Source organism: Klebsiella sp. CN_Kp088, assembly GCF_040064335.1.
Classification (GTDB): Bacteria; Pseudomonadota; Gammaproteobacteria; order Enterobacterales; family Enterobacteriaceae; genus Klebsiella; species Klebsiella aerogenes.
This window is the reverse complement of sequence record NZ_JBEAIQ010000028.1, coordinates 76,867-95,393: the sequence shown is the minus strand read 5'-3', so window position 1 is coordinate 95,393 and position 18,527 is coordinate 76,867. Positions and strand designations below refer to the sequence as shown.

Genomic DNA, 18,527 nt, shown 5'->3' with positions numbered 1-18,527 from the left:
CTACATTTCTTCGTGTTTGAATGATTCTCAATTACATATCTGAAGGCGCGTTCAGACGCTTAACAGATAGGTTTTATTTTCAGGGCAATGATTTTATTGGCTTTATCTGACCGCAAAGGCAGATTCGTTCACGAGAAACAGATAATGACTCAACCCCATGTCGCCTGCAGGACATTGCAAAGGCGCGCGCTTTTTTCGCTTCTTTTTTTAGCCTCACCGGGATTAATGGCCGCAGAAAATAACGCGGCAAAGAATACAAAGGATGTTGAGGACACTATTACCGTGGTGGCTGACGGCCGCCAGCAGAACGCCACCAGCGGTTATCAGCCGCTGAGTTCGTCCACGGCGACATTGACCTCAATGCCGCTGCTGGATATTCCGCAGGTGGTGAATACCGTCAGCGACCGGGTGCTGGAAGATCAGCACGCTACCTCGCTGGATGAAGCGTTGTATAACGTCGCCAACGTAGTGCAGACCAATACCCTCGGCGGTACCCAGGATGCCTTTACCCGCCGCGGCTTCGGCGCCAATCGCGACGGTTCTATCATGACCAACGGCCTGCGTACCGTTCTACCGCGCAGCTTTAACGCCGCTACCGAGCGGGTTGAAGTCCTGAAAGGCCCGGCCTCAACGCTGTATGGGATTCTCGACCCCGGCGGGCTGATTAACGTGGTCACCAAACGCCCCGAGCGCCAGTTCTCCGGTTCTGTTTCCGCCACCTCCAGCAGTTTTGGCGGCGGCACGGGTAGCTTCGACGTGACCGGTCCGATAGAAGGGACTCGTCTGGCCTATCGTCTGATCGGCGAATATCAAAATGAAGATTACTGGCGCAATTTCGGCAAGAACAAAAGCAGCTTTATCGCCCCTTCCCTGAGCTGGTTTGGCGATAGCGCGACCATTACCGCTTCGTATTCACATCGCGATTACAGCGCCCCCTTTGACCGCGGCACCATTTTCGACCTCGATACCGGCCACGCGGTCAACGTCGATCGTAAAACCCGTTTCGATGAAGCCTTTAATATCACCGATGGTTATTCCGATATTGCCCAACTGAATGCCGAGTATCGACTTAACAGCGCCTGGACCGCGCGCTTTGATTACAGTTACAGTCAGGATCACTACAACGATAACCAGGCCAGGGTAATGGCCTATGATTCTGCGACCGGCAACCTGACCCGCCGGGTCGACGGCACGCACGGCTCGACGCAAAAGATGCATTCCACCCGCGCCGATCTACAAGGCAATGTGGTCATCGGCGGCTTTTATAATGAACTGCTGACCGGCGTCGCCTATGAGAATTACGATTTGCTGCGTACCGATATGCTGCGTTGTAAGAACGTGAAAGGCTTTAATATTTATCATCCGGTTTACGGCACTCTCGATACCTGTAATACCGTTTCCGCTGCCGATAGCGATCAGCGCATCAAGCAGGAGAGCTATGCGACCTATCTGCAGGACGCCCTGTATCTGACCGACAACTGGATTGCCGTGGCCGGCGTACGCTACCAGTATTACACCCAGTACGCCGGTAAAGGCCGTCCGTTTAACGTCAATACCGATAGCCGCGATGAGAAATGGACGCCGAAGGCTGGGCTGGTTTACAAGGTAACGCCAAACGTGTCGCTGTTTGCTAACGTCGCCCAGTCGTTTATGCCGCAGTCGTCGATTGCCAGCTATATCGGCGAACTGCCGCCGGAAGAGTCCACCTCTTACGAAGTCGGCGCAAAATTCGACCTTTTAGAGGGTATTACCGCCAATATCGCGTTATTTGATATTCATAAACGTAACGTGCTGTATACCGAAAGTATTGGCGACGAGACGGTGGCGAAGACCGCGGGTAAGGTTCGCTCGCGCGGTGTGGAGGTGGATCTGGCGGGCTCGCTCACCGATAACCTCAGCGTCATCGCCAGCTACGGCTATACCGATGCCAAAGTGCTGGAAGATCCCGATTATGCCGGTAAACCGCTACCGAACGTGCCAAAACATACCGGTTCGCTGTTCCTGACCTATGACATTCATAACGTCTATAACAGCAACACCCTGACCGTTGGCGGCGGCGGCCACGCGGTCAGCAAACGTTCCGGCACCAACGGCGCGGATTATTATTTGCAGGGCTATGCGGTGGCCGACGTCTTCGCGGCCTATAAAATGAAGCTGCAGTATCCGGTAACGCTACAGATGAATGTGAAGAACCTGTTCGATAAGACCTATTACACCTCGTCAATCGGCACCAATAATCTCGGCAACCAGATTGGCGACCCGCGTGAAGTGCAGTTTACGGTGAAAATGGATTTTTAAACCTTGCCCTGCCCCGGATAGCGGCGCGCTGCGCCTTATCCGGGCTACTTCTCCCCAACCCCTGCTGCGGGGAAATACCGGATAACGCATTTGGCTTACCAATCCTCTTCCTGGCCGAGGATACGCAAAATATCCTGCCGATGCTGCAATAGCAGCGGATTGTCGCGATGGCGGGGAAACGCCAGAGGAAGCGTAAATTCAGCGATAATGCGCCCCGGCCGCGGCGACATCACCAGTACTCTCTCGCAAAGCAGCAACGCTTCTTCAATATCGTGAGTGACCAGCAGGCTGGTATAACCCTGCTGCTGCCACAGCGCAATCAGCTCGCGCTGCATGCTGATGCGAGTGAGCGAATCCAGCTTACCCAGCGGCTCATCAAGCAGCAGTAAACGCGGTTCATTCAGCAACGCGCGCGCCAGCGCCGCACGCTGCGCCATCCCGCCGGAAAGCTGCCGCGGCCACGCCTCGCTGAACGACTGCAGCCCGATGCGCGAAATCAGCGCGTCGGCCTTCGGCGCCAGCCCCTTTTTCCCCTGCGCCTGCGGCCCCAGCAGCACGTTCTGCCGCACCGTCAGCCACGGATAAAGCGTCGGGTCCTGGAAAACCAGGATCCGTTCCGGCCCCGGCCCGCCCATCGCCGCATCGTCAATCTCAATATGCCCGCTTTGCTGTGGCTCCAGCCCCGCCAGCAGGCGCAGAAGCGTCGATTTACCGCAGCCTGAGGGGCCAAGCAGGGCGACACTCTCCCCTGGCCGCAGTTGCAGGCTGATATTGTCCAGCACCGGCACCGTCTGTTTGCCCAACGTAAAAGCATGATGAAGATGACGTACCGCCACCGCCGCACCGGTCGAAATTGTCTGGGCACTTACCATTGCATCCCTCCGCGCTGCCAGCTCAGCAGCCGATCGCGAATCATAAATAGCCCGCTAATCAGGCCGGAACATAACAACGCCATCACGAATAGCGCCGCGTACATATTCGGATAGGCCGCCCAGCCCTGCGCCCACTGCAGATAAAAACCGATCCCGAATTTGACGCCGACCATTTCGGCGACAATCAGCACCGAAAACGACGCGCCAAGCCCCATAAACAAGCCGACAAACACGTTCGGCAGCGCGGCGGGGATCGCCACGCGCAGGATCAGAAATCGCTGGCTGGCTCCCAGCGTTCGCGCCACGTCATACCACGCTTTATCGATTCCGATGACCCCGGACCAGGTCAATACCGTGACCGGGAACCAGGTGCTGAGCGCAATCAAAAACACGCTGGCGCCGAAGCTGGAAGGAAAGATAAACAGGCACAGCGGCAGCAGCGCGGTGGAAGGTACCGGCCCCAGCAGGCGTAAAATTGGATGCACCCAATAGCCAATACGCTGAGACCAGCCAATCGCCAGCCCGCTGATAAACCCGCAACTGGTGCCAAGCAGCACTCCGAGCCCGAGCAGCCCCAGCGAATGCAGTAGGCTATCAAGCAGCCGCGGCCAGTCATCGTGCAGCACTTCAATCAGCGCCTGCGGCGGAGCGAAAAACGGCACCGGCAAAAACGCCGTCTTGGCCGTCAGCCCTTCCCATAGCGCGAAGAGCACCGGCAGCAGCGCCAGCCATTTTCCGGCACGCTGCAAACGCGCGCCCCGCTGGCGCCAGTAACGGTAACTCAGCGTCAGTAACAGCAGTCCGCCGCCGAGAGTGAACTGCGCCAGCGCCCACTCCTCGCTAAACGGCCAGCGTCGACCGGCATCGGGCCAGGCCTGCGTGAACAGGCCGCCCAGCAGCCATAGCGCGGCGGCAAGCCCGCCCTCCGTCCAGATCAGAGCGCCGAACCCCGGTCGGGCGAGCGCGCGGTCAGGCGAAAACGTTGACATAAATACTCTCCGCAAACTGATGAGGATCGGTTCCCGGTTTGATGACCTGTACCCGCTGCAGATCCACGGCATACTGCGTCAGCTCTTTAACAAAAGCCTCGCCCACCGCATGATGACCCTGCCCCTGGCCGTGAAGAATGCCGCTCACCTCCGCTTCGTTAGTATTTAGCGCATGGGTGAGAAAAGATTGCGCCACGCTTTCCGGATGCGCGGCGGCATAGCTGTGCGCTTCCAGAATCGCCTGGGTAAGCGCGGCCGCCGCCGGTTTATGATCGCGCGCAAGGGCACCGCTGACGCCCAGCACGCAGCAGCTGAGATTGGCATAATCGCCGGTCATATTGCTGGCGATTAGCTGATATTTCCCGGTTTCCAGCAGACGATAGCTAAAGGGCTCGCTGCCGCTAATGGCGGCGATTTCGCGTTTATCCAACGCCACGCTGAGCAGGTCTGCCGGATAGACTTTCCACTGCACATCGCTTATCGGGTCGATGCCGTGGCGTTTCAGCAAGATGGCGAAGAAGTTTTTATCCGGCCCGGCCATATCGGTAACGCCAATGGTTTGCCCTTTCAGACTCTCCAGCGCGCCAAAAGGCGAGTTTTTGGCCGTCAGCAGATTCAGGCAACCGCCGTGCGTTCCGGCGGTAAGTTTGACGTCAAAGCCCTGCTCCAGCGCCTTCAGCCAGCGTAGCGCCATGCCTACCCCGGCGTCGGCCTTGCCGGTGGCAATCGCTTCCAGCAGGACATCCGTCGAGTTACCAAAGTTAACAAACTCAACGTCGAGGTTATATTTACTAAAAATCTTCTGCTGCTCAGCGACGGCGACCGGCGCCAGGCACACTGCGCTTTTGTTAATCGCCAACTTGATTTTGTAAGGCTGCGCCAGACGCAGCGCCGGATGTTCATCACCGCTCGCCATCTCCGCCATATCGTGAGCCCATAGCGGCACAGACGCCCCGGCCAGCGCCAGGCCACCGGTAAACTGTAAGAAACGACGACGGGTAAAACGTGTGGTCATCATGGCGCCGCCTCCGCATGAACCGGCGTGACCGGCACGTTAAAGCCGTGATCAAATGTCGGCGTTACATCGAGCTTTGCGCGAATGAGGCCGTTGGCAAGATAAAAGTCCGCCGTCGACTGCTGCTGGGCGACCGTCGGCGCGTCCAGCCGCTGCCACTGCGACTGGCGGTTGGCAAACTGCGCGCGGGCGATATCCGCCGGGAAACGAATGATCTCCCCCAACGTTTTGCCATAGCTATCGAGATTGGCGTAAGCCCAACGCTCGGCGCCGGCCAGTCGGGTAAGATAATCCTGAAGCGCCGCGCGCTTTTGCGGATCCTTCAGCGCATTATCGGTGGCGGCCAGGAAGGTATTACCCGGCAGCAGCCCTTTGCCGCTCACCAGAATCTGCCCTTCAGCGGTTTTCACCAGTTGCGTGGTATAGGGCTCCCAGGTCGCCCAGGCATCTACCGAACCGTTAAGCAGCGCGACTTTTGCATCCACCGGGCCAAGGAATACCCACTGCACTTCCTTCGGCGAAACACCCGCCTGCTCCAGCGCTTTCAGCGCCACAAAATGGCCAATCGATCCTTTCCCTGTGGCAATGCGTTTACCTTTTAAATCCGCCGCGCTTTTTAAAGCGCTGCCGGGAGGTACCAATACAGCGGTCCCCGCCGGGTTGCTCTTATCGACGGCAATCGCTTTTACCGGCGCGCCGTTCGCCAGCGCGAACAACAGCGGCGCATCGCCGATAATCCCCACGTCAACCGCGCCAGCGTTGAGCGCTTCAGCCAGCGGCGCGGCGGCAGGAAACTCGGCCCATTTAATATCGTAAGCGAGGTTTTGCAAGGCGTTAGCGGCCTCCAGTTGTGACCGCATGCCGCCTTTTTGATCGGCAATTCTTAGTGTGATTCTTTCCTGAGCTGCAACATAGCTGCTCAGCGTCAATAGCATTAGCGCCCCGGCTATGCGGGTAAAATGGGGTATGCGCATTTGAATTATCCTTGTTGTTGAAAAGCGTGTTTACCCGCCGCCAGCCACGCGCTGTCGTTCTGCGGCGTATGTACCCGCCCGCACAGGACGTTGCGATAGTGGCGTTCCAGAGGATGTTGCCGGCTTAAACCATGATTGCCGGTGAGTTCAAGCGCCAGGTTGACCGTCTGAATGGCGTTGTCGGTGACAGTGACTTTCGCCAGATTGGCCTCAATAACGGAAAAGCCGAGCTTCGCGGCATTCTCCAGCAGCGCGCGGTTAACCAGCAGCAGCCCTTCGATCTGCCCCACTTTTTCCTGTACCCGCGGCAGGCTGGAAAGCGCTTGCCCAAGATTGCCGGGGACCCGCGCGCCGAGCCACGCGACAAGCCAGTCGCGCGCCGCACGGGCCACGCTATCGTAAATCGCCGCCAGTAGCGCCGTATGACGGTTGGCAAACAGACGAAATTGTTCGGCGTCCGGCGCGGGCGGCTCGTCGGTGGGCCAAACGTCTACCGCGTGCCCGGCGGACACCTGCACGTTTTTCAGCACCACCTGGTGACTGCCGGTGGCCCGCATGCCGAGGTGATCCCAGCTTTTCACTACGCTGATGCCCTCGCTGTCGGCAGGAACCAGCCAGCTACCGACCAGCGGCGGGTTGTCGTCGCTGCGCGCCCACAGCGCCAGCCAGCTCAATCCTTCGATACCGGTGGTATAAATTTTGTGGCCGTTAATCAGCCAGCCCCGACTGTTACGGCTGGCTATCGTTTGCGGCAGGCCGCCGCGCGCCGGAGAGCCCAGATCCGGTTCGACGCGCAGGCTATTGATCAACCCACCGTTTGTGAGCGCATCATCAAATACGCGCTGGCGTAGCGGCTCTGCCCAGTGCGTATTTTCCGCCAGCCGCAGATGATGCAGATACTGCATGCAGACAATCAGCGCGGTTGCCGGTTCGCCCCAGGCGATGGCGGCGATAGCCTGTTGCAGCTCGGCTAAACTGGCACCAGGTCCGCCGTACTGCTGCGGTACGGCAAGGCTTAAAAACCCGCGTCGACGCAGAACGTCAATATTGCGATGGGGAAAATCGCCGCTGGCATCAAGGCTGGCAGCCTCCTCCGCCATCAGTTGGCGGATCTCGGCAAGCTGCCGTGGCCAATCTGCGATTGGGCGATGACTCACGATGCACGCTCCGCCACGGCGCGCAGCGCGGCTTTTTCGCGGGTAATCGGCAGTAGCGCTTTGCCATACTCCTGCGCATCGTTCAGGGGGTCGAATCCGCGGATCAGGAAGTTACGTACGCCGAGGTCGTAGTAGTCGAGCAGCGCATCGGCAACCTGTTCCGGCGTGCCGACCAGCGCGGTGGAGTTGTGGCCGCCGCCCACCAGCTGCGCGATGCCGGTCCACAGGCGTTTATCCACCACCTTGCCCTGCGCCGCCGTAGCCCGCAGACGCTGCGCGCCAACGCTATCGGGCTTGGCTTTAAAGCCCCCGTCGTTCTGCGCCGCCCGCTCGGTGGCGACATGCAGAATATGCTCGGCCTTCTCCCAGGCTTCCGCTTCGCTATCGGCGATAATCGGCCGGAACGACACGCTGAAACCGATCTCGCGCTGATGTTTTGCCGCTTCGGCCCGTACCCGCTGGATAGTTTCCGCAGTCTGCGCCAGCGACTCCCCCCATAGCGCGAAGACGTTAGCGTGTTTACCGGCAACCGTAATTGCCGCCTCCGACGAGCCACCGAAATAGAGGGGAATATGCGGTTTCTGCAGCGGGCGAATCGCCGACCACGCCTGTTGCGCCTGATAAAAATCATTGTCGATGTCCACCGGCTGTTCGGCGGTCCAGACTTTGCGGATGGTATCGAGGAAGGCGTCGGTGCGCGCATAGCGCTGGTCGTGGTCGAGATAGTCGCCGTCACGGCGCTGCTCGGCATCATTGCCGCCGCTGATAATATGTACCGCCAGCCGGCCGCCAAGCAGATGTTCAAGAGTGGCAAATTTACGCGCGGCGAGAGTTGGCGAGACAAAACCGGGGCGGTGCGCCAGCAGGAAAGCTATCTTTTGCGTCGACAACCCCGCCAGCGCAGTCACCAAAAAGCCGTCGGGTTGATCGGACCAATGCCCCACCAGCAGACGGTCAAACCCCGCGGCTTCATGTGTTTGCGCGAAGCGCACAATATAATCACGGTCAAAAATCGGCCCTACCGGGGCGATGGTTTCTGACGACAGGCGGTGGCCGATCATGCCGAGAAACTGAATGCTCATACAGAACTCCTGGTAGCAAGGTAATGAATGGGCCGCGGCGGCGGCGCGTTTTCATTACCCTATACACAGGCACTTAATGATCGAAATGCATTTTTATCATAACTTAATATGCAGAATAAGCATTTAAAAATTTATAGATATCTTTCAATCAGATGCGTTAAGTTGCTGCACAATTTTTCCGGCAAAAAAAGTCAGCGGCTGGCTCAGATTAGCCAGATTCTGCGCGTTTACCAGCCACAGATGCACTTGCGGCTGAAAATCCGCGAGCGCAAGCGTGGCCACTTCATCGCGCCACGGGCTGGCGGCCAGCGCGGCGCGAGGCACCAGTCCAAGCCCCAGTCCCTGCGCCACCAGGCTGATTTGCAGCTGGGCGCCGGCGGTCTCGACGTTCAGCGCAAGCCGCAGCCCCTGCGATTGCAGTTCGCGGATTAGCCCGGCCCGCAGGCCGCAGCCGTCGGGATTCAGTACCCAGCCTCGCTGCGCACAGTCGCGCAGCGCCCCGGCGTGCAGTCGCCAGCTTTTCGCCGCGATGACCACAATATCCAGCGGACACAGCAGCCTTCCGCTGTAGCCGTCAGCAAAGCGCTGCTGTTGTGGTCCCATCGCCAACACGCCATCCAGTTCGACGCTCTCCAGCCTTTTTTGCAGCAGCCCGCTCCAGCCGCAGGTCACCTGCGGCTCCAGGGCCGGAAACTGCTGGCGTAGCGCGCTCAGCGCCGGCTGGAGGGCGATTTCCGCCACGCTCTGCGGCACGCCGAGTCGCAGAACGCCCTGCGGTTCCGCCTCCGGGTCAAGCAGACCGTACAGCTTTTTGGTTTCCCGCTTAATGCTCAGGCACTGCTCATACACCCGATGCCCGGCGGCGGTGAGCGTCAGGGGCCGGGTCTGGCGCTCCAGCAGCGTCACATTGAGGGTTTGCTCCAGACGCTGAAGCCGACGGGTAATGGCCGATTGGGTAATGCCGAGATATTCCGCAGCCTGGTTAAGAGAGGAAAACTGCACAGTAGCCAGCAGGGCATCAATGTCATCGATACGCATATAATCCTTAATGTGATTTTTGCATATTAATATATGCGGAAATTGCATTTTAATTATATTAACGTCTTTGCTAGCGTAATGACCAGTCCCGACAACAGGAAACCACCATGACTGCACCGCGAGTGGAAAAATTACGCCAGTTTATTCAAGACCTTGATGCTCTGCATCGCCAGTTTACCGATGAGGCCACCCTGCTCGACGCCGTCGCCGAGCGCCTGGCTTCGCTGGTGCAAAAAGACGACTGGTTGCCGGAAGAGTACACCCTGCCGCATCCCCATCACTATCAGCAGTATTTGCTGCATGCCGATTCCGGCCAACGTTTTTCGATTGTCAGCTTCGTCTGGGGGCCGGGGCAATCGACGCCGATCCACGACCATCGGGTCTGGGGAGCCATCGGTATGTTGCGCGGCGCGGAGGAGAACCAGCGCTACCGACTCGACGAACGCGGTTTGCCGATCGCCACTGGCCCTGCTGAACGGCTTTCACCCGGCAAGGTGGAAAAAGTCTCATCCCGCGATGGCGATATTCATCGGGTGAGTAACGCGCTCGCTGACCACGTCTCAACCAGTATTCACGTCTACGGCGCTAACATCGGCAGCGTCCGGCGTGCTGTTTATACCGCGGATGGGATCGCCAAACCTTTCGTCTCCGGTTACTCCAACCGTCACTTGCCCAATATCTGGGATCTCTCAAAGGATAATGAATATGCCTGACTACAATTATCGCCAGCCAGCCGAGGTACGCCAGGCGCTAATCGATGGCGCAGAAGTGGCGCTCATCGATGTTCGCGAAGAGGCCGTATTTGCCACTAACCATCCGCTGTTTGCCGCTAATTTGCCGCTCAGCAAGCTGGAGCTGGAGATTTTTCGCCGCGTGCCGCGCCTGACGACGCCGATTACCCTCTACGATAACGGCGAAGGTCTCGCGGAGCAGGCCCTTGAACGGCTGCAACGCTGGGGCTATCAGGATGTCGCGCTACTGGCTGGCGGACTGACGGGCTGGAAGCGCAGTGGCGGCGAGCTCTTTCAGGACGTTAACTCACCGAGCAAAGCGTTCGGCGAGCTGGTAGAGAGCGAGCGCCAGACGCCCTCGTTGAGCGCCGAGGAAGTGAAGGCGCTGATCGAGGGTCCCCAGCCGGTCGTGGTGGTCGACGCGCGGCGTTTCGATGAGTATCAAACGATGAATATTCCCGGCAGCATCAGCGTGCCCGGCGGGGAGCTGGCGTTACGCATCGAAGGCCTACTGCCGTCGGCGCAAACGACAGTGATCGTTAACTGCGCCGGCCGTACCCGCAGCATTGTCGGTACCCAATCGCTGCGCAATGCCGGCTTAGCCAATCCGGTATACGCACTGCGCAACGGTACCATCGGCTGGACCTTAGCCGGACTGGAACTCGAGCACGGCCAACAGCGTCGCTACGACGCCGATTTCCGCGCCTCAGCGCAGCGCGTGGCTGCGGTGACGCAGTTGGCCGAGCGCGCTGGCGTGGCCTTCATTGATGCCCCGACTTTAGCCCGCTGGCAACAGCAGCCGAGCCGCACCACCTATCTGTTTGATGTTCGCAGCCCCGAGGAGTATGCCGCAGGCCATCTGCCGCACAGCGTGAATGCGCCCGGCGGCCAGCTGGTGCAGGAAACCGATCATTATGCCAGCGTACGCGGAGCACGGATTGTGCTGGTCTCCGATGATGAGATACGCGCGCCGATAGCAGCGTCCTGGTTAGCGCAGATGGGCTGGGAAGTGGCGGTTTTACGCGATGTCCGCGTGGAGCAATTGAGCGAACGCGGCGTTCCGCCCGCCAGCGTACCGCCGGCGCCGCAGGCTGAGGAGATAACCCCAGCGCAGTTAGCGGAACAATTGCGCGAACCCGGCACCGTGGTACTGGATTTCACCACCAGCGCTAACTATGTCGCACGGCATATCCCCGGCGCCTGGTGGCTGGCGCGTTCACAGCTGCGTCAGGCGCTTGAGCTCATCCCTCCCGCAAAACGTTACGTTGTCACCTGCGGCAGCAGCCTGCTGGCCCGCTATGCCGTGCCTGAAGTCGCGGCATTGACCGGTAAGCAGGTACAACTGTTAAGCGGCGGGACGCTGGCGTGGATTGATGCCGGGCTGGCGCTGGAACAGGGCGAGACGCATCTGGCAACGCCGCGCGGCGATCGCTATCGACGGCCTTATGAAGGAACCGATAACTCCGCTGAGGCAATGCAGGCTTATCTCGACTGGGAGTATGGCCTGGTGGAACAGTTAGCGCGCGATGGTACCCACGGCTTTAAAGTGTTGTAAGTCACAAACCCGGTGGCGACACGGCCACCGGGAATAGCTTACCTTTATTGGAAATTAAATTTCCGGGGTGGTTTTAAAGCCAACCAGCATCAGGATCGGCTGCTTCTGCGCCGCTGCGGCGTCAAACTGATAGTGGTTGCCCTGACGGTCGCCGCCGATGTACCAGGAGATCTCGGTTTTCCCTTCCGCCAGCGCCTTACGCACTGCTTTATCGATATCCACCATCCGATACTCACGAGATGAATTGAGATACAGTTGAGCATCAGAGTTGTAGCTGCAGGTCGGGCGATGCTTCCAGGTCACGCTCACCGCGCTCCAGTCATTACTGGCCGGGTAGAAGAAGATCTGATCCGCGCCGTTAGTTTCCACTTTGCCGCCGTACAGACGCAGGCGATATTTAAACAGCGACGCATCCTGATCTTTCGGCAGCACCGGGATTTTAAACTTCACCAGGGTCAGGGTTTCCGGGTTGCTGGTACGGCCACCGTTCTTCCAGTTATCGGAAATCTGCAGCGCTCCAGGCGCCCCGAAGTTAACATTCGGCTGCGCGCTCTCGACCACCGCGTTTTCTTCCGCCAGCGAGAAGCTATAAGGCACGTTGGTCCCGCAATCCATGCCTTCATTCATACAGTGTTCGGTCATGAAGTGCGCGCCCTCGACCGTCCAGCCGTTCATGAAATCAGCATGGGCAGTATAGATGCTGCCCCACTTCTCTTCACGTTTATCGCCCTTCATAACCGGGTCCATCGACAGCTCAATTTTCGCCGTGTCCAGTGATTTAATCTGCGGCAGCACGTAGGCGATATTCATATTAACCGTCGGGATTTTTACCGGATAGTCGGCCGGGCAGGCACCGTTGACATCATAGGCGGCGTTGCTGTGACCGTGGCTCGGCTTCAGGTTGACGCCATCCCAGCAGTTGGGGAACTGAATACCGATATTAAACTGCACCGCGTCGCCCGCTTTACGTAGGCCGCAAACCTCACCTGCCTTGTTGCTATAGCCTTTACCGTTAGCGCACAGGAAGGTTATCCGTGAGCTCGGCGCAGTGCCGTGGTGGTCGCCAGCCAGCAGCTCTAACCCCGACGGGAAAGGATGCAGCGGATACTGTTCGACTTTGGTCGCCTGGTAATAGGTTTTCTGATAAGCCGGAGTGACAATTTGTCCATCCGGCAACTTCATTGACGGCGCCCAATAGGCAGAACTATCGGCCTTGTTATCACAGGTGGTTTCCGGCTGCGCGCGCAGGGTTTGATAAGTTGAGACCGCGTCGGTGTGGGTATTGCCGAAGAAATCATGCCACATCGCCTGGTTTGGCATACCGAACATCATAATCGCGTCGTCGCCAAGAGTGTGGCTGTAACCGCATACCGCCTGGGCTTGCGGTCCTGCATGGGCGGAAAAAGCGCTGGCGGCCAGCAGCGGGGTCAGGGCCAGTACAACTGAGTTAGCTTTCATTTTACGATCCTCCTTGTTTGAAGGACCGTAGAGATAGCAAGCGTGCGCCAATGTTACACATCAGCAAACATCATTTTATCTCATTCGCGCATAATCCATGAATACTGGAAGGTTTTCGCCGCCGGAAAATGGGTGCGCCGACGGTACGAGCCGAGCGCCTGCGGCGTGCAGTAGGTACAGCTTCCCAGCCATTCGGTATTTTCCGCCGCCACCCCGGCCTGTTGCAGCACCCGCTGCGCCAGCGCGCGGAGATCGAACCACAGATTATCGTTCCCGGTCGCCTGCGCTTGCCCGGTTTCTGGCGGGGCGAGGCGCTGATGAAACAGCTCGTCATTGTACCGTTTTGCCAGCTTGCCCGCCGGCATGGTCAACAGCAACTGATAAAACTCGGCCGAAACCTCATAGCAGCAGGCGTGAATATGCGGCCCGCAGACCACCACAACGTCTTCTATCGCCACCTGATGCTGGCGAAATAGCGCCAGGCTGTTTTCGATAATGCCGCTGGCCGCTCCTCGCCAGCCGGCATGCACGCTGCAAACATAGCGCCCATCCCGCGAGGCCATTAACAGCGGTAAACAGTCGGCGGTGACGACGCCGACCTTTTGCCCACGCAGAGCCGTAAATACAGCATCGGCATGCGGCCGCTCTGCCTGCGGCCCCTGATAATGATGAACAACATTGCCGTGCACCAGCTTAACCGGCGCCATTTCGCTGTACGGAAAAGCGGCGGTTTCGTGCACATCGAGAAAAGCGTAACGAATACCGGGGATATCACTTAATAAGCGGGATGGATAAGACATAACGGCGCATGAATGGATTGGTGGTGGATTTACCGTAGGTCAAAGCCGCTCGATACGCAAGATGTGGATGCTTTGTTCCCGGTATCGCTATATAATTTAATATATATCGCTTATTCTTATCCAATCGGGTTAATCCATGTCACCACACCGTTTACTTTTGGCGCTAACGTTGTTCAGCGCCAGCCTGTTCACCAGCCAGGCCTTTGCCGACCGCACCGTCACCGACCAACTGGGCCGCCAGGTTACGCTGCCGGACCACATCACCCGCGCGGTCGTCCTGCAGCACCAGACGCTAAATCTCCTGGTCCAGTTGAATGCCGGCGACGATATCGTCGGCGTGTTAAGCAGCTGGAAAAAACAGCTCGGGCCGCAGTTTGTCCGCTTTATGCCCGCTATTGAAAATCTGCCGACGCCGGGCGATTTAACTCAGGTCAATATCGAAAGCCTGCTGGCGCTGCATCCGCAGGTGGTGTTCGTCGCCAATTACGCGCCGCAGGCGATGATCCAGCAGATCCAAAACGCCGGGGTTCCGGTCGTCGCGATATCCCTGCGTCAGGACGCGGCGGGCGAGAAAAACAAAATGAACCCGACAATGGCCAATGAAGAGCAGGCCTATAACGACGGGCTTAAACAGGGGATCCGCCTGATTGGCGAAGTCGTCGAACGCCAAAACCAGGCCGAAGCGCTGATTGATTACACCTTTGCGGCGCGGGCAGAAGCTAACGCTCCGGTCGCCGGTATCCCTGACAGCCAGCGGGTGCGCGTGTACATGGCCAATCCAGATCTCAACACTTACGGCTCCGGCAAATATACCGGTCTGATGATGAAGCATGCCGGGGCGCTGAACGTTGCGGCCGCGACGGTTAAGGGTGCCCGTCAGGTCTCGCTGGAACAGGTTCTGCAGTGGAACCCTGAGGTGATCTTCGTCCAGGACCGCTATCCGCAGGTGGTCAAACAGATTGAAAACGACCCGCAATGGCAAGCGATAGACGCGGTGAAAAACCACCGGGTATGGCTGATGCCGGAATACGCCAAGGCCTGGGGCTACCCAATGCCGGAAGCGCTGGCGATAGGCGAACTGTGGATGGCGAAAAAGCTCTATCCTTCCCGCTACCGGAACGTCGATGTCGATGCGAAAGCGCAGGATTACTATCAACGCTTCTACCGCGTGAAATGGACGCCGAATGCGCAGTAACCTTCACTGGGCCCTGCTGCACGGCGGGCTAACGGCGGCGACGTTGTTTATCGCTATCGCTTCGCTATGCCTGGGGCAGTACCACCTCAGCCTGAATGAGGTCTTTCATGAGCTTACGCATGGCGCGCCCGATAGCGGCATCGCCGGGCAGATAGTCTGGTCAGTCAGGCTTCCCAGGGTAGCGATGGCGCTGCTGGCCGGCGGCTCGCTGGGGCTATGCGGCGCGACTTTACAAGGCGTATTCCACAACCCGCTGGTCGACCCGCATATCATCGGCGTGACCTCCGGCTCCGCCTTCGGCGGCACGCTGGCGATCCTGCTGGGTTTTGACATCATATCGATGATGGGGTGTACCTTCTTCTTCGGCCTCGCCGCGCTGGCGCTGGTTTATCTGATTGCCAGGCTGCAAGGGCATGAAAACACGCTAGCGCTGATCCTTTCCGGCATTATTCTCAGCGGTTTCTTTGCCGCGCTGGTCAGCCTGATGCAGTACCTTGCCGACACGGAAGAAACCCTGCCGAATATCGTTTTCTGGCTGCTCGGCAGCTTTGCCACCGCTAACTGGCATAAAGTGCTGTCCATGGCGCTGCCGGTCGCCGCCGCCGCCGCTATCCTGCTAAAGCTGCGCTGGCGTATCAACCTGCTGGCGCTGGATGATAAAGATGCGCGCGGTCTTGGCGTTTCGGTGACCACATTGCGCCGCGGAGTGTTGGTTTGCAGCGCGGTGCTGGTCGCCGCCCAGGTCGCGGTCAGCGGCAGCATCGCCTGGGTCGGGCTGGTGATTCCGCATCTGGCGCGACTGCTGGTTGGTGCCGATCACCGCCGACTGCTGCCAACGGCATTCTGGCTCGGCGGCGCGTTTATGGTAGTGGTGGACGACCTGGCGCGCACCTTAACCCAGGCGGAGATTCCGATTGGCATTATTACCGCCCTGCTCGGCGCGCCGCTGTTTACCCTTTTACTCATTCGGTCCCAACGCCGCGGAGTGGCCCAATGAACATTTCATTATCACTGGACACCCTGCGCTATGGCCATCGTCAGCCGCTCTTCTCCCCACTATCAATGCAGTGCCGTCACGGGCAAATCTGGGCGATACTGGGCGCCAACGGTCGCGGCAAAAGTACACTACTGGATACCCTGACCGGCGTTCTGCCGCCGCTCGGCGGAAAGTTTAGCGTAGAAGGCGGCATCGCCATCGTGCCGCAGTCGTTTCGTCCGGCATTCGGCTGGCAGGTACGCGATGTAGTACTGATGGGGCGCGCCCGCCACGTCGATCTGTTCGCGCAGCCGGGGCCGGAAGATGAACGGGAGGTTCAACAGGCGCTGGCGCAGTTGGGGATCGCCGCGCTGGCCAATCGGCTTTTTCGCGCCCTGTCCGGCGGACAGCAGCAGTTGGCGCTCATTGCCCGCGCGCTGGTCAGTGAGAGTCAGAATATCCTGTTAGACGAACCCTGCTCAGCGCTGGATCTGGCCAATCAACAGATTGTGTTACAGCTGATTAGCGACCTTGCTCATCGGCAGAAGCGCACCGTGATGTTCACCACCCATGATCCGACTCACGCCCTGCAGGTCGCCAGCCATACCCTGCTGCTGTTGCCCGGCGGCGAATGGCTGGCGGGAGAGTCGTTCGCGGTGCTCAGCGAGACAAACCTCCGGCGCGCCTACGGGCTGCCGGTCCACAAAATCGATCATCCCGGTAGCGCGGTGCCGTTACTGGCGCCGCAGTTTACGATCCATCGTTAACGGCCAAAAAACCTGCCGCGCGCAGAAAATTCTGCCCTTCCTCAGCGGTGATAAAGCGCCGTAACTGCCGCGCGGCGGCGCTCTCCTCAATTTCTGCCAGCTGATATTCGCAGCGAATATTCCACGGCTCGGGAATGAGTAACGTGCGAAACTGCGCGCTCTCCGTCATCTGAACCGCATAGTGGGCGTAGCCGATAAACAGATCGGCAAAGTCTTCGCCAATTAGCCATGCCCCTGCGGTAGCGCCCGACGGCACAGTGAGCGACGCCCGACCACCGACCAGCTGCTGCGCCCGGGCCATCAACGTCCGTCCGAGGCCCGGATAGCTGGCCTCAAGACGGGCAAAAAGCTGCCAGGTGTAATCACCGGAAGGATCGCAGCCCGGCGTCGAGGTCGCCAGCCGCAGCCGAGAATCGTGCAGTAACGCCAGCCAGTCAGCGCGATCGGTATCAGGCGTGCGGCGCACGGTCAGCATCAGTCGGTTAGCGGCAAACGAACAGCATTTTATCGCAAGCCCGGCTTGCAGCAGCGCCTGAGGGTGTTCGGTATTCGCACAGGCGAACAGCGAGCAGCGTTCGCCGCCTTCAATGCGTTCGCGCAGCAGGCCGGCCGGGCCAAACTGCGCCTCGACCTGAATGCCGCTAAGCTGCTGAAATCGCGCCAGCAGCGGGAGGAAAGCGCTTTTCAGGCTTCCCGCCGCCAGCAGGGTCAATGAAGTGGTCATCACACGAATCGCTATAAAGATGAAAATATAGCGCCAGGATAACGCCTTTTTTGTTGATTCAGTAGCGAATTTCCGCCCGTTCGCGCAGCTGTTCCGGCGTCGCCACCGGCAGCTGGAAGAACTCGAGATAGGCCGGAATCATTTCGAACAGCATATCGGTACCGCGCTGAATCGGACACCCCAGCGCCTGCGCCGCCCGCAGTAGCGGAGTATATTCAACGCTCATCACCACCTCGCCGACCCAGGTACGCGGCGACAGGCGCGAAACGTCCAGCGGTAGCGGATCATCCGCTTTCATGCCCAGCGGCGTGGCGTTGACCACCAGATCCTGCGCGGCGGGATCGCGCTGCATCAGAACGATCTCCAGACGCGGATAGTGCTGATGCAGCCGCTGCGCCAGCGCCTCGGCGGCGGATAAAGAGGTATCGAACAGCGTCAAGGTACTAACCCCTGCGGCCGCCAGCGATGCGGCAATCGCCGAGCCGACGCCGCCGCAGCCGAACACCTGCGCCCTCGCCCCTTGTGGTTGAAAGCCCTTGCGCTTAATCCCCAGCACAAAGCCTTCGCCATCGAACATATCGCCGCGCAGGCTGCCGTCGTCTTCGCGGCGGATGGCATTGCAGGCGCCGGCGATTGCCGCCGTCGGGCTCAGTTGGTCTACCAGCCCGCAGGTAGCCATTTTATGCGGCATGGTGACCAGCGCTCCGACGATGTTAGTCATGGAAAACAGCGCTGGCACCAGCGCCGCGTAATCCTCCGGCTTCACCCCCATCGGCACCACTTTGACGTCCGCCTCGCAATGGGCCAGCCATGGGTTATAAATCATCGGCGCTTTAAAACTGGCGGTCGGATAACCAAGATGCGCTATCAGCCGCGTATGACCACTAATGATCATG

16 protein-coding genes and 1 pseudogene are annotated in these 18,527 nt (G+C 59.0%); 6 read left to right on the top strand and 11 right to left on the bottom strand.

Annotated features, from left to right (window positions below; translation table 11 throughout):
* Positions 1-225 precede the first annotated feature (225 nt).
* Positions 226-2,298, top strand: coding sequence for a TonB-dependent siderophore receptor (locus ABLV08_RS17970; protein WP_072206517.1), 2,073 nt, complete (start codon positions 226-228; stop codon positions 2,296-2,298).
* A 95-nt stretch (positions 2,299-2,393) separates the two neighbouring features.
* Here the strand turns inward: ABLV08_RS17970 and ABLV08_RS17965 are convergent, their stop codons facing one another.
* The 7 genes and pseudogenes from ABLV08_RS17965 to ABLV08_RS17935 all read right to left on the bottom strand — a co-directional run bounded on the left by ABLV08_RS17965 (position 2,394) and on the right by ABLV08_RS17935 (position 9,425).
* The gene (locus tag ABLV08_RS17965; RefSeq protein WP_348856102.1) at positions 2,394-3,170 is read right to left on the bottom strand and encodes an ATP-binding cassette domain-containing protein; all 777 of its coding nucleotides are present in this window, start codon (positions 3,168-3,170) and stop codon (positions 2,394-2,396) included.
* The gene (locus ABLV08_RS17960) at positions 3,164-4,159 is read right to left on the bottom strand and encodes an ABC transporter permease subunit (protein WP_348856101.1); all 996 of its coding nucleotides are present in this window, start codon (positions 4,157-4,159) and stop codon (positions 3,164-3,166) included. Before ABLV08_RS17960 ends, ABLV08_RS17965 begins: the two co-directional genes overlap by 7 nt.
* Complete coding sequence (locus tag ABLV08_RS17955; protein ID WP_348856100.1) at positions 4,140-5,177, bottom strand: ABC transporter substrate-binding protein; 1,038 nt, start codon at positions 5,175-5,177, stop codon at positions 4,140-4,142. Before ABLV08_RS17955 ends, ABLV08_RS17960 begins: the two co-directional genes overlap by 20 nt.
* Positions 5,174-6,148 (bottom strand): ABC transporter substrate-binding protein, encoded by a 975-nt coding sequence (locus tag ABLV08_RS17950; RefSeq protein WP_015366990.1) that lies wholly within the window; start codon positions 6,146-6,148, stop codon positions 5,174-5,176. The genes ABLV08_RS17955 and ABLV08_RS17950 overlap by 4 nt, the downstream gene beginning before the upstream one ends.
* A gap of 5 nt (positions 6,149-6,153) precedes the next feature.
* Positions 6,154-7,248 carry an acyl-CoA dehydrogenase family protein gene (locus tag ABLV08_RS17945; protein WP_348856130.1) on the bottom strand — a complete coding sequence of 365 codons (1,095 nt, stop codon included), beginning with the start codon at positions 7,246-7,248 and terminating at the stop codon, positions 6,154-6,156.
* Positions 7,249-7,333: 85 nt separating this feature from the next.
* Positions 7,334-8,387 (bottom strand): annotated as a pseudogene (locus tag ABLV08_RS17940) (LLM class flavin-dependent oxidoreductase); the annotation flags it as partial.
* A 144-nt stretch (positions 8,388-8,531) separates the two neighbouring features.
* Positions 8,532-9,425, bottom strand: a complete 894-nt coding sequence (locus ABLV08_RS17935; protein ID WP_020079075.1) for a LysR family transcriptional regulator — start codon at positions 9,423-9,425, stop codon at positions 8,532-8,534.
* A gap of 107 nt (positions 9,426-9,532) precedes the next feature.
* On the opposite strand from ABLV08_RS17935, the gene ABLV08_RS17930 reads away from it, so the two are divergent.
* Complete coding sequence (locus tag ABLV08_RS17930; RefSeq protein WP_348856098.1) at positions 9,533-10,138, top strand: cysteine dioxygenase; 606 nt, start codon at positions 9,533-9,535, stop codon at positions 10,136-10,138.
* On the top strand, positions 10,131-11,711 hold the full coding sequence (locus ABLV08_RS17925; protein WP_045361235.1) for a rhodanese homology domain-containing protein: 1,581 nt from the start codon (positions 10,131-10,133) through the stop codon (positions 11,709-11,711). Before ABLV08_RS17930 ends, ABLV08_RS17925 begins: the two co-directional genes overlap by 8 nt.
* Positions 11,712-11,765: 54 nt before the next feature.
* On the opposite strand, the gene ABLV08_RS17920 is transcribed toward ABLV08_RS17925, so the two are convergent.
* Positions 11,766-13,169 (bottom strand): DUF1996 domain-containing protein, encoded by a 1,404-nt coding sequence (locus ABLV08_RS17920; protein ID WP_348856097.1) that lies wholly within the window; start codon positions 13,167-13,169, stop codon positions 11,766-11,768.
* Between the two features lie 80 nt (positions 13,170-13,249).
* Complete coding sequence (locus ABLV08_RS17915) at positions 13,250-13,969, bottom strand: polyphenol oxidase family protein (RefSeq protein WP_046884222.1); 720 nt, start codon at positions 13,967-13,969, stop codon at positions 13,250-13,252.
* Between the two features lie 136 nt (positions 13,970-14,105).
* On the opposite strand from ABLV08_RS17915, the gene ABLV08_RS17910 reads away from it, so the two are divergent.
* The 3 genes from ABLV08_RS17910 to ABLV08_RS17900 are packed head-to-tail and all read left to right on the top strand — an operon-like array spanning position 14,106 to position 16,907.
* The gene (locus tag ABLV08_RS17910; protein ID WP_015366998.1) at positions 14,106-15,164 is read left to right on the top strand and encodes an ABC transporter substrate-binding protein; all 1,059 of its coding nucleotides are present in this window, start codon (positions 14,106-14,108) and stop codon (positions 15,162-15,164) included.
* Positions 15,154-16,161 carry an iron ABC transporter permease gene (locus ABLV08_RS17905; protein WP_348856096.1) on the top strand — a complete coding sequence of 336 codons (1,008 nt, stop codon included), beginning with the start codon at positions 15,154-15,156 and terminating at the stop codon, positions 16,159-16,161. The genes ABLV08_RS17910 and ABLV08_RS17905 overlap by 11 nt, the downstream gene beginning before the upstream one ends.
* Positions 16,158-16,907 carry an ABC transporter ATP-binding protein gene (locus tag ABLV08_RS17900; protein ID WP_015705137.1) on the top strand — a complete coding sequence of 250 codons (750 nt, stop codon included), beginning with the start codon at positions 16,158-16,160 and terminating at the stop codon, positions 16,905-16,907. The genes ABLV08_RS17905 and ABLV08_RS17900 overlap by 4 nt, the downstream gene beginning before the upstream one ends.
* Here ABLV08_RS17900 and ABLV08_RS17895 read toward each other — a convergent pair.
* Complete coding sequence (locus ABLV08_RS17895; RefSeq protein ID WP_086630961.1) at positions 16,891-17,631, bottom strand: substrate-binding domain-containing protein; 741 nt, start codon at positions 17,629-17,631, stop codon at positions 16,891-16,893. The two genes, ABLV08_RS17900 and ABLV08_RS17895, sit on opposite strands and share 17 nt — an antisense overlap.
* 58 nt (positions 17,632-17,689) lie before the next feature.
* A complete protein-coding gene (locus ABLV08_RS17890; RefSeq protein ID WP_348856094.1) occupies positions 17,690-18,526 on the bottom strand; it encodes a shikimate dehydrogenase in 837 nt (278 codons plus the stop codon).
* Between the last annotated feature and the right edge of the window lies 1 nt (position 18,527).

Bases quoted from the DNA above. Each gene is read 5' to 3' on its own strand.
- ABLV08_RS17970 (WP_072206517.1), top strand. From the start codon at position 226: ATGGCCGCAGAAAATAACGCGGCAAAGAATACAAAGGATGTTGAGGAC.
- ABLV08_RS17950 (WP_015366990.1), bottom strand. From the start codon at position 6,148: ATGCGCATACCCCATTTTACCCGCATAGCCGGGGCGCTAATGCTATTG.
- ABLV08_RS17945 (WP_348856130.1), bottom strand. From the start codon at position 7,248: ATGGCGGAGGAGGCTGCCAGCCTTGATGCCAGCGGCGATTTTCCCCAT.
- ABLV08_RS17925 (WP_045361235.1), top strand. From the start codon at position 10,131: ATGCCTGACTACAATTATCGCCAGCCAGCCGAGGTACGCCAGGCGCTA.
- ABLV08_RS17960 (WP_348856101.1), bottom strand. From the start codon at position 4,159: ATGTCAACGTTTTCGCCTGACCGCGCGCTCGCCCGACCGGGGTTCGGC.
- ABLV08_RS17920 (WP_348856097.1), bottom strand. From the start codon at position 13,169: ATGAAAGCTAACTCAGTTGTACTGGCCCTGACCCCGCTGCTGGCCGCC.
- ABLV08_RS17955 (WP_348856100.1), bottom strand. From the start codon at position 5,177: ATGATGACCACACGTTTTACCCGTCGTCGTTTCTTACAGTTTACCGGT.
- ABLV08_RS17910 (WP_015366998.1), top strand. From the start codon at position 14,106: ATGTCACCACACCGTTTACTTTTGGCGCTAACGTTGTTCAGCGCCAGC.
- ABLV08_RS17915 (WP_046884222.1), bottom strand. From the start codon at position 13,969: ATGTCTTATCCATCCCGCTTATTAAGTGATATCCCCGGTATTCGTTAC.
- ABLV08_RS17930 (WP_348856098.1), top strand. From the start codon at position 9,533: ATGACTGCACCGCGAGTGGAAAAATTACGCCAGTTTATTCAAGACCTT.
- ABLV08_RS17965 (WP_348856102.1), bottom strand. From the start codon at position 3,170: ATGGTAAGTGCCCAGACAATTTCGACCGGTGCGGCGGTGGCGGTACGT.
- ABLV08_RS17895 (WP_086630961.1), bottom strand. From the start codon at position 17,631: ATGACCACTTCATTGACCCTGCTGGCGGCGGGAAGCCTGAAAAGCGCT.
- ABLV08_RS17900 (WP_015705137.1), top strand. From the start codon at position 16,158: ATGAACATTTCATTATCACTGGACACCCTGCGCTATGGCCATCGTCAG.
- ABLV08_RS17935 (WP_020079075.1), bottom strand. From the start codon at position 9,425: ATGCGTATCGATGACATTGATGCCCTGCTGGCTACTGTGCAGTTTTCC.
- ABLV08_RS17890 (WP_348856094.1), bottom strand. From the start codon at position 18,526: ATGATCATTAGTGGTCATACGCGGCTGATAGCGCATCTTGGTTATCCG.
- ABLV08_RS17905 (WP_348856096.1), top strand. From the start codon at position 15,154: ATGCGCAGTAACCTTCACTGGGCCCTGCTGCACGGCGGGCTAACGGCG.